The 13,760-nt window shown below is 73.9% G+C and carries 15 protein-coding genes and 2 pseudogenes; 4 read left to right on the forward strand and 13 right to left on the reverse strand.

The features are described 5' to 3' along the window. Positions 1-30: 30 nt before the first annotated feature. The 6 genes from trpA to Prubr_RS01630 form a co-directional block, all read right to left on the reverse strand. Positions 31-834 (reverse strand): tryptophan synthase subunit alpha, encoded by an 804-nt coding sequence (gene trpA / locus Prubr_RS01600; protein WP_212820905.1) that lies wholly within the window; start codon positions 832-834, stop codon positions 31-33. After that, positions 831-2,063, reverse strand: a complete 1,233-nt coding sequence (trpB, locus tag Prubr_RS01605; RefSeq protein ID WP_212820907.1) for a tryptophan synthase subunit beta — start codon at positions 2,061-2,063, stop codon at positions 831-833. The genes trpA and trpB overlap by 4 nt, the downstream gene beginning before the upstream one ends. Beyond that, a complete protein-coding gene (trpC, locus tag Prubr_RS01610; protein WP_212827323.1) occupies positions 2,060-2,863 on the reverse strand; it encodes an indole-3-glycerol phosphate synthase TrpC in 804 nt (267 codons plus the stop codon). Before trpC ends, trpB begins: the two co-directional genes overlap by 4 nt. Before the next feature lie 291 nt (positions 2,864-3,154). After that, positions 3,155-4,018, reverse strand: coding sequence for an alpha/beta fold hydrolase (locus Prubr_RS01615; RefSeq protein WP_212820908.1), 864 nt, complete (start codon positions 4,016-4,018; stop codon positions 3,155-3,157). A 6-nt stretch (positions 4,019-4,024) separates the two neighbouring features. Next, on the reverse strand, positions 4,025-4,330 hold the full coding sequence (locus Prubr_RS01620) for a hypothetical protein (protein WP_212828987.1): 306 nt from the start codon (positions 4,328-4,330) through the stop codon (positions 4,025-4,027). 159 nt (positions 4,331-4,489) lie between these two features. Then, positions 4,490-4,693 (reverse strand): RNA polymerase subunit sigma-70, encoded by a 204-nt coding sequence (locus Prubr_RS01630; protein ID WP_212820912.1) that lies wholly within the window; start codon positions 4,691-4,693, stop codon positions 4,490-4,492. Between the two features lie 330 nt (positions 4,694-5,023). On the opposite strand from Prubr_RS01630, the gene Prubr_RS01635 reads away from it, so the two are divergent. Next, entirely contained in the window at positions 5,024-5,338 is a 315-nt protein-coding gene (locus tag Prubr_RS01635) for a hypothetical protein (protein ID WP_246568213.1), read from the forward strand. A gap of 330 nt (positions 5,339-5,668) precedes the next feature. Here the strand turns inward: Prubr_RS01635 and Prubr_RS01640 are convergent, their stop codons facing one another. The 6 genes and pseudogenes from Prubr_RS01640 to Prubr_RS01665 form a co-directional block, all read right to left on the reverse strand. Continuing rightward, positions 5,669-6,208 (reverse strand): Trp biosynthesis-associated membrane protein, encoded by a 540-nt coding sequence (locus Prubr_RS01640; RefSeq protein ID WP_246568215.1) that lies wholly within the window; start codon positions 6,206-6,208, stop codon positions 5,669-5,671. Positions 6,209-6,324: 116 nt separating this feature from the next. Continuing rightward, entirely contained in the window at positions 6,325-7,866 is a 1,542-nt protein-coding gene (locus tag Prubr_RS01645; RefSeq protein ID WP_212820916.1) for an anthranilate synthase component I, read from the reverse strand. Continuing rightward, positions 7,863-8,303, reverse strand: a pseudogene (gene hisI, locus Prubr_RS01650) (phosphoribosyl-AMP cyclohydrolase); the annotation flags it as partial. The gene Prubr_RS01645 and the pseudogene hisI, both read right to left, overlap by 4 nt. Positions 8,304-8,450: 147 nt before the next feature. After that, positions 8,451-9,449, reverse strand: coding sequence for an aldo/keto reductase (locus tag Prubr_RS01655; protein ID WP_246568217.1), 999 nt, complete (start codon positions 9,447-9,449; stop codon positions 8,451-8,453). After that, on the reverse strand, positions 9,446-9,835 hold the full coding sequence (locus Prubr_RS01660) for a MerR family transcriptional regulator (RefSeq protein WP_212820918.1): 390 nt from the start codon (positions 9,833-9,835) through the stop codon (positions 9,446-9,448). The genes Prubr_RS01655 and Prubr_RS01660 overlap by 4 nt, the downstream gene beginning before the upstream one ends. Positions 9,836-9,935: 100 nt before the next feature. Beyond that, a pseudogene (locus Prubr_RS01665) lies at positions 9,936-10,532 on the reverse strand (efflux RND transporter permease subunit); the annotation flags it as partial. A 95-nt stretch (positions 10,533-10,627) separates the two neighbouring features. Here Prubr_RS01665 and Prubr_RS01670 point away from each other — a divergent pair. Beyond that, positions 10,628-11,344 (forward strand): ABC transporter ATP-binding protein, encoded by a 717-nt coding sequence (locus Prubr_RS01670; protein ID WP_212820922.1) that lies wholly within the window; start codon positions 10,628-10,630, stop codon positions 11,342-11,344. Further along, positions 11,341-12,096 (forward strand): ABC transporter permease, encoded by a 756-nt coding sequence (locus Prubr_RS01675; RefSeq protein ID WP_212820924.1) that lies wholly within the window; start codon positions 11,341-11,343, stop codon positions 12,094-12,096. The genes Prubr_RS01670 and Prubr_RS01675 overlap by 4 nt, the downstream gene beginning before the upstream one ends. A gap of 207 nt (positions 12,097-12,303) precedes the next feature. Here Prubr_RS01675 and Prubr_RS01680 read toward each other — a convergent pair whose 3' ends face one another. After that, entirely contained in the window at positions 12,304-13,065 is a 762-nt protein-coding gene (locus Prubr_RS01680; protein WP_212827330.1) for a DUF2470 domain-containing protein, read from the reverse strand. Between the two features lie 73 nt (positions 13,066-13,138). Between Prubr_RS01680 and rpsD the strand changes: the two genes are divergently transcribed. Then, complete coding sequence (rpsD, locus tag Prubr_RS01685) at positions 13,139-13,750, forward strand: 30S ribosomal protein S4 (protein ID WP_212820926.1); 612 nt, start codon at positions 13,139-13,141, stop codon at positions 13,748-13,750. Positions 13,751-13,760: the final 10 nt, after the last annotated feature.

Genomic DNA, 13,760 nt, shown 5'->3' on the forward strand with positions numbered 1-13,760 from the left:
CGGCACCCCGGTCCGGGTGCGGATTCGCCGCTAGCGGCGACGGACGCCCTCGGCGAGCTCGGCGCTCAGGTTCCGCAGCGTGGCCAGCCCGGTGGCCTGGTCGGGGGTGTCGAGCAGGCAGCGGACCAGGGCGCTGCCGACGATGACCCCGTCGGCGTACGAACCCACCTGGGCGGCCTGCGCGCCGGTGCCGACCCCGAGCCCGACGCCGACGGCCAGGTCGGTGACCGCGCGTACCCGGCCGACCAGGGTCGGCGCCGCCGACGAGGTCTGCTCGCGGGCCCCGGTGACCCCCATGACCGCCGTGGCGTAGACGAAGCCCCGGCAGTGCCCGACCGTCATCGCGATCCGCGCGTCGGTCGACGACGGCGACACCAGGAAGGTGCGGTCGAGCTGGTGGGCGTCGGAGGCGGCCAGCCACTCGTCGGCCTCGTCCGGGATCAGGTCCGGGGTGATCAGGCCGGTGCCGCCGGCGGCGGCCAGGTCGCGGGCGAACGCGTCGACGCCGTACTTCTCGATCGGGTTCCAGTAGGTCATCGTCACGACCGGGACACCGGTCGCGGCGACCGCCTCGATGATCCGCAGGGCGTCCCGGGTCCGTACGCCGCCGGCCAGCGCGATGTCGCTGGCCCGCTGGATCACCGGCCCGTCCATGACCGGGTCGGAGTACGGGATCTCGAGCTCGATGACGTCGACACCGGCCTCGGCCATCGCGATCATCGCCGCGATGCTGCCGTCGACGGTCGGGAAGCCGGCCGGCATGCAGCCGATCAGCAGCGCCCGACCCTCGGCGCGGGTCTTCTCGAACGCGACGGAGATGCTCCGCTCGCTCATGCCTGTCCTCCGTCGAGGATGCCGAAGTAGGCGCCGGCGGTGTGGACGTCCTTGTCGCCCCGGCCGGACAGGTTGACCACGATGGTCGGCTCGCGGCCGAGTTCGGCGGCGAGCCGTGGGGCGATCTGGAGCGCACCGGCCAGCGCGTGCGCGCTCTCGATGGCCGGGATGATCCCCTCGGTGCGGCACAGCAGCTGGAACGCGGCCATCGCGTCGGCGTCGGTCACCGGCAGGTAGCTGGCCCGGCCGGCGTCGTGCAGCCAGGCGTGCTCGGGGCCGACGCCGGGATAGTCGAGCCCGGCCGAGATCGAGTGCGACTCGACGGTCTGCCCGTCCTCGTCCTGGAGCACGTAGGTGCGGGCGCCGTGCAGCACCCCGGACGAGCCGCCCGTGATCGAGGCGGCGTGCCGACCGGTCGCGACGCCGTCGCCACCGGCCTCGAAGCCGTAGAGGCGTACGTCCGCGTCGGGGACGAAGGCGTGGAAGATGCCGATGGCGTTGGAGCCGCCACCGACGCAGGCGGCCACGGCGTCGGGCAGTTCCCCGGTCAGCGCCAGGCACTGCTCGCGGGCCTCGGTGCCGATCCCGCCGACGAAGTCGCGGACGATCTCCGGGAACGGGTGCGGGCCGGCGGCGGTGCCGAGCAGGTAGTGTGTGTTGTCCACACTGGACACCCAGTCGCGCAGCGCCTCGTTGAGGGCGTCCTTCAGGGTGCGCGAGCCGTTGGTCACCGGGACGACCGTGGCGCCCAGCATCCGCATCCGGGCCACGTTGAGCGCCTGCCGCTCCGTGTCGACCTCGCCCATGTAGACGACGCACTCGAGGTCGAGCAGAGCGGCCGCGGTCGCACTGGCCACGCCGTGCTGGCCGGCGCCGGTCTCGGCGATCACCCGGCGCTTGCCCATCCGCCGGGTCAGCAGCGCCTGGCCGAGCACGTTGCGGACCTTGTGGGCACCGGTGTGGTTGAGGTCCTCGCGCTTGAGCAGGATCTGCGCGCCGGCGTGCTCGGACAGCCGCCGCGCCCGGTAGAGCGGCGACGGGGTGTTGGCGTAGTCGCGCATCAGCGCGGCCAGTTCGGCCTGGAAGTCGTCGTCGTCCTTCGCCTTGCGGTAGGCGGCCTCCAGCTCGTCGAGCGCGGCGACGAGGGCCTCCGGGACGAACCGGCCGCCGTAGCGCCCGAAGTGGCCGCGCGGGTCGGGCAGCGCTTCCCCGGTGCCGGCGGCGGTCACCGGACCGGCCTCGGGGTCGCCGGGTGGTTGCCGGCGTTGACCAGCTCGGCGACCGCGTCACGCGGGCTCTTCTTGGTGACCAGCCCCTCCCCGACCAGTACGGCGTCGGCACCGGCCGAGGCGTAGCGGATCAGGTCGTGCGGGCCGCGCACGCCGGACTCGGCGATCTTGACGACGCTGCTGGGCAGGCCGGGGGCGATCCGCTCGAAGACCGACCGGTCGACCTCCAGGGTGCGCAGGTCGCGGGCGTTGACCCCGATCACCTGGGCACCGGCCTCCAGGGCCCGGTCGGCCTCTTCCTCGGTGTGCACCTCGACCAGGGCGGTCATGCCCAGCGACTCGATCCGCTCCAGCAGCCCGACGAGCACGTTCTGCTCGAGCGCGGAGACCATCAGCAGGACCAGGTCGGCGCCGTTGGCCCGGGCCTCGTGCACCTGGTAGCTGGAGATGACGAAGTCCTTACGCAGGACCGGCACGTCGACCGCGGCCCGTACGGCCACCAGGTCCTCCAGCGAGCCGCCGAACCAGCGCCCCTCGGTCAGCACGCTGATGCAGCGGGCGCCGCCGGCCGCGTAGTCGCCGGCCAGGTCGGCCGGGTCGGGGATGTCGGCCAGCGGTCCCTTGGACGGCGACGCGCGCTTGACCTCGGCGATCACCCCGACGCCGGGGCGGCGCAGTGCGGCGTACGCGTCGCGCGGCGGCGGTGCCGCGGCGGCCAGCTCACGGACCCGTTCCAACGGAAGCAGTTGCTGGCGTCGCTCGACGTCCTCCCGCACTCCGGCAAGGATCTCGTCGAGCACATTCTTGGAGGCCGCCGGCCCGGCGCCGCCGTCTTCCGCGTGGGCATGCTCAGCACTCACCTACGGACTCCCCTCTCCGGGTGTCATGGGCCGATGCTAGGTGGCGCCACGCCGTGAACAGTGTCCGGGGTATGGCACGCCTCACCCGATGGGCTGGTGCATAATGCCCGGCCTGTGAAGGCAAGATCACGCTGAGTATCCGGACCCCCACCGAGACGCACCCCATGATTAGAACAGAAGTTTCAATCGACCGCAGTCCAGGTCCCGGGTGCCCGGTCGACCGCGCGACGCCTACCCGTCGCCGAAGAAATCAACCAGGACCCGGGCGACCCGCTCGGGCCGCCCCCCGTCGTCCGGGGCCAGGTGGCCCACGCCGGGCAGTTCCACCCGCCGGGCCCCGGGGATGGCGGCCTCGAGCGCGTCCAACGCGTCCCTGAGGTACGCCGCGCTCCTGCCGCCACCGACCAGCAGGACCTCGGACCGTACGGCGGCGGACGCCTCGACGAGATCCACCGCGTCGAGAACGAGCCGGGCATCGTGCCGCATGGTGGGCACGAGGTCGCGGAGCGGAACATCGGTCCCGGTGGCCCGCCTGGCCTGCGCGCGCATCGCCAGACCCAGCAGCGGCACGAGGACGGCCCGCGGCAGAACGTCGACGATCCGCGAGTCCCGGGTGCCCTTCATGACGGTCACCAGGGCGCGGGCCGACGCTCCCCGGGCCAGCTCGCGCTCGTAGCGGGGCAGCCAGGCCGCCGGGGCGGAGCCGTTGACCGGCAGTGGTGGTTCGTACAGGGCGATCCGGTATCCGGCCGGGCGGTCCACCGCCCACCGCAGGATCGGGATGGCACCGGCGCTGAGCCCGAAGACGTTGCGGCTCCCGGTCTGCGCCATCAGCGCCCCCACGTCCTCGGCGGCGTGCCGCAGGGTGAAGTCCGGGCCGTACGGGCCGCTCGTCCCCCGCCCCCTGCGGTCGGGGAGATAGACGGTGAAGTCGCCGGCGAGCGCGGCACCCAGCCTGGTGAAGTTCTGCGCCGTCATCATCGAGCCGTGCATCAGCACGACCCCCGGCCCGGCCCCCAGCCGCCGGTAACCGATGACCGTGCCGTCCGCCGAGACCACCGATCCGCTCCGGTACCCGACGCCCGCCGAGCCCATCGGCGGTCACCCCTTCCCGAGGCGGGTCCGGACCACGGTGCGGTCAACGCCGAGCGCGTCGAACAACGCGGCCGCCGGGTCGGGGTGCGTACGCGACATCAGGGCGGTCAGAACGTGTCCGGTGCCGATCCGTTCCCGGCCGGCCTCCTTGCGCAGCCCGGTGAAGACGGCCTTGGCCGCGGGGGTCAACGGCAGTCGGTCACCGACCCGGCCGGGAAAGACCGGCCCGGGATCCGCCGCGGTCATCCCGACCGACGCCAGCGCCTCGCGATCCAACCGCTCCAGCGCCTCGCGCGCGGTGTCCAGGTCCACCCCAGCGCCCTGGCGGTGACCGAGTCCCGATCGGCCAGCAGTGCCAGGACGACGTGGTCGGTCCCGACCCTGCGGTCGCCCCGGCGGACCGCCTCGGCGTTGGCGTCCAGGTAGACCTGCCCCATTCCGAACTGCGGGTTCACTCGCACGGCCACTTCCTCACTTCCCGTACTTGACGTGGACGGACTGGCGGGTGGCCCCGAGCGCGTCGCCGATCTGCTGCCAGGACCAGCCGGCGCGACGAGCGGCGGCCACCTGGTTGGCCTCCACCCGTTCGGCGAGCCGGCGGAGCGCGAGCGCCGCCCGCAACCCTGACGCCGGGTCGTCGGGCGCCGGCGCGGAGGTCGTACGTGTCGTGTCCATGCTGTCAGTTTGATTTGACACCCCCTGTCTGTCAAATCAAACTGACAGCCGCTCAGGCTCGGCCGACCGCAGTGGCCGGGGCCACGTTGTGACGTCGGTCAAGACGACGGGCACCGCCGGCCGGAATCGGCGATCCTGGACGAGGCCGCACGGCGGCGCACAAACCCCCCGGGTCGCGCACCGGGGTCGTCGCCGGCCCCCGTCACCCGAACCGTTGACGCTCAGGTCACCCGGGCGAAACACGCCCCGGGCAGCATCGGTTTCGGGCAGGCTGGCGCACTGGCGACCCGAAACACTCCCCGGCGAAGACGTCCCACTGCGGAGATGACGATGAACACTGCGGAGCGTGGCACCCCGATCGGTCTGCTCTCGATCCCGCGTGCCGTGCTGTCGATCGCGACCGGGGTCGTCGACACGGTCGAGCGGGCGATGGTCGGCGAGGCCCGGATCCGCACCGCCCGGGGCAACGCCTGGGCCGCCGTCTGCGCCGACCGGGAGCGGGCCAACCAGCGGGCCGAGATCCAGCGCCTGGTGGCGGCCCTGAACGCGACCGGCCGCACCACCGCCCCCGGCTACGACGACGTCCCGGCCGACCGTGCTCCGGCCGGCGAGCCGGTCGAGCCGGCCGCCGTTCTGGTCCGCTGACCGGCAGATTCCGCAAGGGCGCCCCGAAAGCCCGGCGCACCGCACCCGCCATGATCGTGCGGCCGGGCGGGCCCGGTTCCATCCGCGGGCGATCGAGAGCGACGGGAGCCGCGCGCCGGCGGGGCACGGTCGCTGTCGCGGGTCACAGCGAATTCGGCGTGACCACAGCGAATTCGCTGTGGAGCGGGACAGCAGTACCCGGGCCGGTGGTGAAGCCGCCGCCCGCCGGCCCACCCTGGACGGCCCGGCCGGCCCGCGCCACCGGAGGCGGAGCCCTCCACCCGACCCGCGGCACGGAGGGCGGAGACCTCCGCCCGGTGCCGCGGACCGTCAGTTGACCGTCGGGTCCTCGCCCCGGTCCAGCGCGTCCCAGGCGGCCGCCGTACCCCCGCCACCGACCCGCCCGTCGGCGCCCCGCGCCGGTGCCGTACGCCGCGCGGCGCCGGTCGAACGGTCGTAGCGGGCGCCCATCGCCGGCCAGCGGTGCCCGCCGGCCGCGGTCGCCGCGCCACCGGCCGTGACCAGCAGGCCGCCGACCAGGCACAGCAGCGGCCAACCGGGGCCGACCTCGGCCTCCGTCAGCCCGAACAGGCCGTAGCCGGCGCCGGCGGCGATCCCGAGCCCGATCAGCGCCAGCAGCGCGCCGACGATCCGGCGTACGACGCCCCGGGTGGCCAGCACGGCGCCCGCGCCGGCGAGCGCGACCAGGGCCAGCGCGGTCAGCCAGGGCAACAGGTCGCCGCCGGTCGCCGCCGTCCGGGTCGGTGGCAGCGGCGCCGGCCGCGGGATCAGTTCGACCGCCCAGGTACGGGTCGCGGCATAGCTCGCCAGACCGGCGCCGACCAGGCCGAGCAGCACCGCGACCGTCAACGACCGGCGCCCGGTGGCGGGAGCGGCCGCAGGATCTCCGGCGCCGCGCCCGGGCTGTGCTCCGGACGCCGTGCCGGCCGCGGGGTCTTCCGCGCCGCGCCCGGGCTGTGCCCCGGTCACCGGGCCGGCCGCAGGGTCTCCGCCGCCGCGATCGCGGCCAGCACCGCCGCCGCCTTGCTGCGGGTCTCCTGCTCCTCGGCGACCGGGTCGGAGTCGGCGACGATGCCGGCACCGGCCTGCACGTACGCCCGGCCGCCCCGGATCAGCGCGGTCCGGATGGCGATCGCCATGTCCAGGTCGCCGCCGAACCCGAAGTAGCCGACGGTGCCGCCGTACACGCCGCGACGGGTCGGCTCCAACTCCTCGATGATCTCCATGGCGCGTACCTTCGGCGCGCCGGAGAGGGTGCCGGCCGGGAACGTCGCGGCCAGCGCGTCGAAGGCGGTCCGGTCCGGGTGCAACTGCCCGACGACGGTCGACACGATGTGCATGACGTGGCTGTAGCGCTCGATCGTCGCGAACTCCGGCACCTCGACGGTGCCCGGCACGCACACCCGGCCGAGGTCGTTGCGGCCGAGGTCGACCAGCATCACGTGCTCGGCGCGCTCCTTCGGGTCGGCGATCAGTTCGGCGGCCAGCGCCGCGTCCTGCTGCGGGGTGGCGCCGCGCGGCCGGGTGCCGGCGATCGGGTGCAGCAGCACCCGGCGGTTGCCGCCGGTCACCTTCAGGTGCACCTCCGGCGACGAGCCGACGATGTCGAAGTCGTCGAAGCGCAGCAGGTACATGTAGGGGCTGGGGTTGGTGGTGCGCAGCACCCGGTAGACGTCGAGCGGGTCGGCGGTGGTGTCGCGTTCGAACCGCTGGGAGACCACGATCTGGAAGCACTCGCCGGCCCGGATCGCCTCCTTGGCCTCCTCGACCGCCTTCGGGTAGGCCCCGTCGGCGGTCCGGCAGACCACGTCGCCGATCGGCCCGGTGTCGACCGTGGAGATCATCGGCGGGATCGGCCGGGACAGTGCGGTGGTCATCGCGTCGAGCCGGCCGACGGCGTGGTGGTAGGCGGCGGCGACCTGCCGGTGCCAGTCGGGGGCGTCCGGGTCGTCGGGCAGGACCGCGTTCGCGACCAGGATCGCCGAGCCCTCGTGGTGGTCGAGGACGACGAGGTCGGTGGCGAGCATCATGCCGAGTTCGGGCACCCCGAGGTCGTCGTCGGCCCGCGCCGGCAGCCGCTCGAACCGGCGTACGAGGTCGTAGCCGAGGTAGCCGACCATGCCGCCGGTCAGCGGCGGCAGGCTGCTGTCGAGGTCCGGGTCGGCCCCGGCCAGGGCGGCCACCGTCTCGCGCAGCACCCGCACCGGGTCGCCGCCGGTCGGCAGGCCGGCCGGCGGGGTGCCCAGCCAGACCGCCTCGCCGTCGCGTTCGACCAGGGTGGCGCTGCTGCGTACGCCAATGAACGAGTAGCGCGACCAGGTCGCCCCGGCGGCACCCTGCTCGGCGGACTCGAGCAGGAAGGTGCCCGGCCCGCCGGCCAGTTTACGGTAGACGCCGACCGGCGTCTCCCCGTCGGCGAGCAGTCGGCGGATCACCGGCACCACCCGGCGGGCGCGGGCCCGTAGCGCGAAGGTGGCCTCGTCGGGACTCACCGCTCCGGTCGTCATCGGTCGCCCTCCGGCTGGCTCGGCCTGCCCTGCACCACGGGCAGTTCGTCGAAGAAACAGGTCGGATTGCCGGTGTGGCAGGCGGCGCCGACCTGCTCGACGCTCACCAGCACCGCGTCGCCGTCGCAGTCGATGGCCACCGAGCGGACGTACTGGTGGTGGCCGGAGGTGGCGCCCTTGACCCAGTATTCCGACCGGCTGCGCGACCAGTAGGTGGCCCGGCCGGTGGTCAGCGTGCGGTGCAGTGCCTCGTCGTCCATCCAGGCGACCATCAGCACCTCGCCGGTGGTGTGCTCGCGCACCACCGCGGCGACCAGACCGTCGGCGTTGCGGCGCAGCCGGCCCGCGATCGCCGGGTCGAGGTCGGTCGGCCGGACGGGACCGGCCGCCGCCGGGGCGTCGTGGCCGGGGGCGGCACGGTGGGCGGTCGGTCCGGGCTCAGTTCAGGTACGGGCACAGTCCCCGATTGTCCAGCACGGCTCCCGCCACCGCCGACCCCGCCCCACGCACCGCCCCGCCCGGCGGCACCGGATCCCGGCCGCCGCCGCGGCCCGACCGGTCCGACCACCCGCCGGGTGCGCCGGTCAGTGGCCGACGTGCCGCATCGCCGCCTCCGGGTAGCGCTTCCCGGCGACCGCGCCGGCCGGCACCGCCGAGTCCAGTTCGGCGATCTGGGCGGAGGTGAGCCGCAGCTCGGCCGCGGCGGCGTTCTCCTCCAGGTAGCGGACCCGCTTGGTGCCGGGGATCGGCAGGATGTCGTCGCCCTGGGCGAGCAGCCAGGCCAGCGCGGCCTGGGCGGGGGTGCAGCCGATCTCGGCGGCGACCGCCCGGACCCGCTCGACGAGGGCCAGGTTGGCGTCGAAGTTCTCCTCGGCGAACCGCGGCGCGCCGCCCCGCCAGTCGCCGCTGACCTGCTCGCGGGAGGTGATGCCGCCGGTGAGCCAGCCCCGGCCGACCGGCGAGTACGCCACCAGGGCGACGCCGAGTTCGCGGCAGGTGGCCAGCATCTCGCCCTCGACGTCGCGGGTGAACAGCGAGTACTCCATCTGGACGGCGGCGACCGGGTGCACGGCGTGGGCCGCGCGCAGGGTCGCCGGGCTGACCTCGGAGAGGCCGAGCAGGCGTACCTTGCCGGCCCGGACCAGGTCGGCCAGGGCCGCCATGGTGTCCTCGATCGGGGTGGCCGGGTCGCGCCGGTGCAGGTAGTAGAGGTCGATGGTGTCGATGCCGAGCCGGGCCAGCGACGCGTCGCACGCCTGCCGGGCCCACGTCGGGCTGCTGTCGACGTACGCGCCGGGCTGGCCGGTGGCGCCGTTCTCGCCGGTGAACCGGTTGCCGAACTTGGTGGCCAGGAACACCTCGTCGCGGCGGGCGCGGACGACCGGGCCGAGCAGTTCCTCGTTGGCGCCCCGGCCGTACATGTCGGCGGTGTCCAGGTGGTTGACGCCCAGGTCGAGGGCGCGGTGCAGGGTGCGGGTGGACTCGGCGTCGTCGGGCTGCCCGTAGGCGAAGCTCATGCCCATGCAGCCGAGCCCGATCGCGGAGATCTCCGGGCCGTCGGCGCCCAGCCGGCGGCGGATCACGCGTCGCACCCGGACGTCGAGCCGTACGAGTTGATCTTGTAGTTGAGCACGGTGAGGTCCTCCTCGAGTTCGGCCATCCGGGCCAGTACCCGGTCCCGGTGCGCCTTCAACAGGGCGAGCCGGGCCGGATTCGTCCGGTCCCCCTGTCGGGCGAGTTCGGCGTAGCGGCGCATGTCGCGTACGGGCATGCCGGTGCGGCGCAGCCGGGTCAGCAGGACGAGCCAGTCGAGGTCACGTTCGGTGTAGCGGCGCCGCCCGGCGGTGTCCCGCCCGACCGGGGCGACCAGCCCCTCCTGCTCGTACCACCGCAGCGTGTAGGTGGTCAGGCCGACCCGGTCGGCCGCCTCGCCGACGGTGAGGGTCCGTTCGGTCACTTGGGTGTCCACCTACCCAGCCTGGCAGTTCGAGCGCACTCGAAGTCAAGCCCACCCGGACCCGGGTCCCCGGCGGATCGCCGGGGACCCGGGCGACGGGTCACCGTACGGCGTCGACCAGCGGATCCGTCCGGGCCGGCGGGGCGGGCTCCGGCCGCTCCACCCGGCCGCCCCGGCGCCGGCGGCCCCGGCGCGACTCCACCATCGTGTAGAGCGTCGGAACCAGGAGCAGGGTCAGCACGGTCGAGCTGACCAGGCCGCCGATGACGACCACGGCCAGCGGCTGGGAGATGAACCCGCCGTGGTCGGTGACGCCCAGCGCCATCGGCGTCAGCGCGAAGATGGTCGCCAGGGCCGTCATCACGATCGGCCGCAACCGGCGCCGACCGCCCTCGACCACCGCCTCGGTGATCTCCATTCCCTGCTCCCGGTACTGGTTGACCAGGTCGATCAGCACGATCGCGTTGGTCACCACGATGCCGATCAGCATGAGCATGCCGATCAGCGCGGCCAGGCCCAGCGGGGTGCCGGTGACCAGCAGCAGCAGGATCGCGCCGGTGGCCGCGAACGGCACGGAGACGAGCAGCACCAGGGTCTGCCGGATGCTGCGGAACGTCGCCAGCAGGATGACGAAGACCAGTGCGACCGCGGCCGCCATCGCCAGCCCGAGCTGGCGGAACGCCTCGTCCTGGTCGGCGGTGACCCCGCCATATGGACCGGTCGGTGGACAGTCATCCACCCAGGAGACCAACCCGGAGGGCGTCCTGACGCACTAGCCTGGACGTGCCTCATCGAGGAGGAGCCATGGACAGCGCGATCGAGGTCACCGGTCTGGTGGTCGAGCGTGGCAGGCGGCGGGTGCTCGACGGCATCTCCTGCACGATCGCGCGCGGCGCCGTCACCGGACTGCTCGGCCCCAGCGGCAGCGGCAAGACCACCCTGATGCGGGCCGTGGTCGGCGTACAGCGGATCAGGTCCGGCACCGTCACCGTGCTCGGGCAGCCGGCCGGGTCCGCGGCGCTGCGCCGCCGGCTCGGCTACCTCACCCAGGCCCCCAGCGTCTACGCCGACCTGACCGTACGGGAGAACGCCCGCTACTTCGCGGCGCTCTACGGCCTGCCCCGGTCCGCCGCCGACCGGGCGGTGACCGACGTCGGCCTCGCCGACGCCGCCGGACAGATCGTCGGCACGCTCTCCGGCGGCCAACGCAGCCGGGCCTCGCTCGCCTGCGCCCTCGTCGGCGAACCCGAGATCGTCGTGCTCGACGAGCCCACCGTCGGGCAGGACCCGGTGCTGCGCGCCGACCTGTGGGCCCGGTTCCACGACCTGGCGGCGCGCGGCACCACCCTGCTGGTCTCCAGCCACGTGATGGACGAGGCCGGCCGCTGCGACCGGCTGCTGCTGATCCGCGACGGCCGGCTGGTCGCCGACGACACCCCGGACGCGGTACGCGCCGACGCCGGCACCACCGACCTCGACGAGGCGTTCCTGCGCCTGATCCGGCGGGAGGTCGACCGGTGAACGGACGCATCCTGGCGGCGACGGTGGTGCGGGTCCTGCGCCAGCTGCGCCACGACCGGCGTACGGTCGCGCTGCTCGTGGTGGTGCCGGCGGTGCTGCTCACCCTGCTCGACTTCATGTACGCCGACCAGCCGGTGCCGCCGGGCCAGCCGGCCACCTTCGACCGGGTGGCGCTGGTGATGCTCGGCGTCTTCCCCTTCGTGATCATGTTTCTGGTGACCAGCATCGCGATGCTGCGCGAGCGGACCAGCGGCACCCTGGAGCGCCTGCTCACCACCCCGCTGCGCCGGCTCGACCTGCTGTTCGGGTACGGCATCGCGTTCGGCCTGGCCGCGGTCGTGCAGGCCGGCGTCGCCGCCGGGGTGGCGTACTGGTTCCTCGACCTGGACACGGCCGGCAGCCCGGCGCTGGTCCTGCTCATCGCGGTCGTCGACGCCGTACTCGGGGTGGCGCTCGGGCTGTTCTGCAGCGCCTTCGCCCGCACCGAGTTCCAGGCGGTGCAGTTCATGCCGGTGGTGGTGATCCCGCAACTTCTGCTCTGCGGGCTCTTCGTTCCCCGTGACCAGATGGCCGGCTGGCTCCAGGCGGTCAGCGACGTCCTGCCGCTGTCGTACGCGGTCGAGGCGCTGCAGGAGGTGGGCGCCAACGCCGAGCCGACCGGCACGATGTGGCGGGATCTGGCGATCGTGTCGGGCGCGGTGGTCGTCGCCCTGGTCCTCGCCGCCGCCACCCTCCGCCGCCGCACCGCCTGACCCGCCCCACCCGTCGCCCCGCCACGCCCGCCCCGCCACGCCCGCCCCCGCCACGCCCGCCCCGTCGCGTTGATCAAGGACTAATCGTGGTGTTCGCTGCCCGGATTGCGGCATACATCCCCTTGATCAGCGCCACGACCGGCGCTGCCGCCGCGACCGGCGCTGCCGCCGCGACCGGCGCTGCCACCGCCACCGGCGCTGCCGCCACTACCGGCGGGGGGCTCGTTCGCCGCAGCGGTGGCAGAGCACGGGGTGCAGCAGTTTGGCCAGGTCGGCGCGGTCGGCCACCGGGCGGGGGAACGTCAGCCGGGCGCAGTAGCGGGAGCCGGGCGGGCCGATCGCCACGACGAAGCCGTACCGGTCGAGCCGGACCACCTGCGGCTGGTGGTCCGGTCGGTGGTCGTGGCCGGCGCCGCGCAGTTGGCGGCGGATGAATCCGGCCATCTCGGTGACGTGGTGGTCGCCGAGGTCGGCGAGCAGCTCGCCCTCCTCGTCGCGCAGCGGGTCGGGTTCGGCCTCGGCGTAGTCGTCCGGGTCGATGTCGATCATCGTGCCGGCACGCTCGAGGCGTATCTCGGCGACGTCGACGCGGTGCAGGACCATGCCCCGGCCGACGTCGAGCAGGTCGCCGGTCGGGTCGACGGCGGCGTAGTCGACGGCGGCGGCAACGGCGGCGGCGCCGGTCAGTTCGGTGGCCCAGCCGGAGATCCAGACCCGGCCGAGCGACGGCGACCCGGTCACCGGCGGGACGTCCGGTACGTCGAGCACGACGGCGACGTCGTCGGCACCGTCGGACGGGTGCAGGGCGTTCGCGGACAGCGTGCCGGCGCGGGTCAGCAGGAGCAGCCGCCCGGACGGGTCGGTGACGTGCCGGACCGGATGCGGGCCGGGCCGGCAGGCGACGTGCGCGGTGCCGGCCAGTCGGCCCGCGGCGAGCGTACGGGCGACCTCGGCGGGGCTGGGCTGCATGACATCATCCTCCAGCATCAGTTAGCCTTACCTAAGTAAGGAGAGGCTAACTTATCAACCAGGAGGCGTCCACGTGAACCAAGCCCGTCCGAAGGTGCGACTCTCCCGGGCGCTCGGCATCCCGCTGACCCGCAAGTGCACCAAGTACTTCGAGCGGCGCCCGTACCCGCCGGGGGTGCACGGCCGGTCCCGTCGCAAGACCTCGGACTACCAGGTCCGACTGCTGGAGAAGCAGCGGCTGCGGCACCAGTACAACATCAGCGAGACCCAGCTCCGGCGTGCCTTCGACGAGGCGGCCCGCAGCACCGGCAAGACCGGCGAGCAACTGGTCAACCTGCTCGAACGCCGCCTCGACGCGGTCGTACACCGGGCCGGGCTGGCCCGCACCATCTACCAGGCCCGCCAACTCGTCGCCCACGGACACTTCACAGTGGACGGTGTCAAGGTCGACCGGCCGTCGTACCGGCTGCGGCCCGACCAGGTCGTGACCGTACGCGAGCGCAGCCGCACCAAGCCGCCGTTCCAGGTCGCCGCCGCCGGCGGGTACGCCTCCGACGGGCCGACCGCCCCGTACCTGTCGGTCAGCCTGTCCGACCTGACCGCGACCCTGCTGCGCGAACCGGCCCGACGGGAGGTGCCGGTGATCTGCGACGAGCAGCTCGTCGTCGAGTTCTACTCCCGCTGACCCGCGGGCG

It is taken from the genome of Polymorphospora rubra (assembly GCF_018324255.1).
In the GTDB taxonomy this organism is placed as follows: domain Bacteria; phylum Actinomycetota; class Actinomycetes; order Mycobacteriales; family Micromonosporaceae; genus Polymorphospora; species Polymorphospora rubra.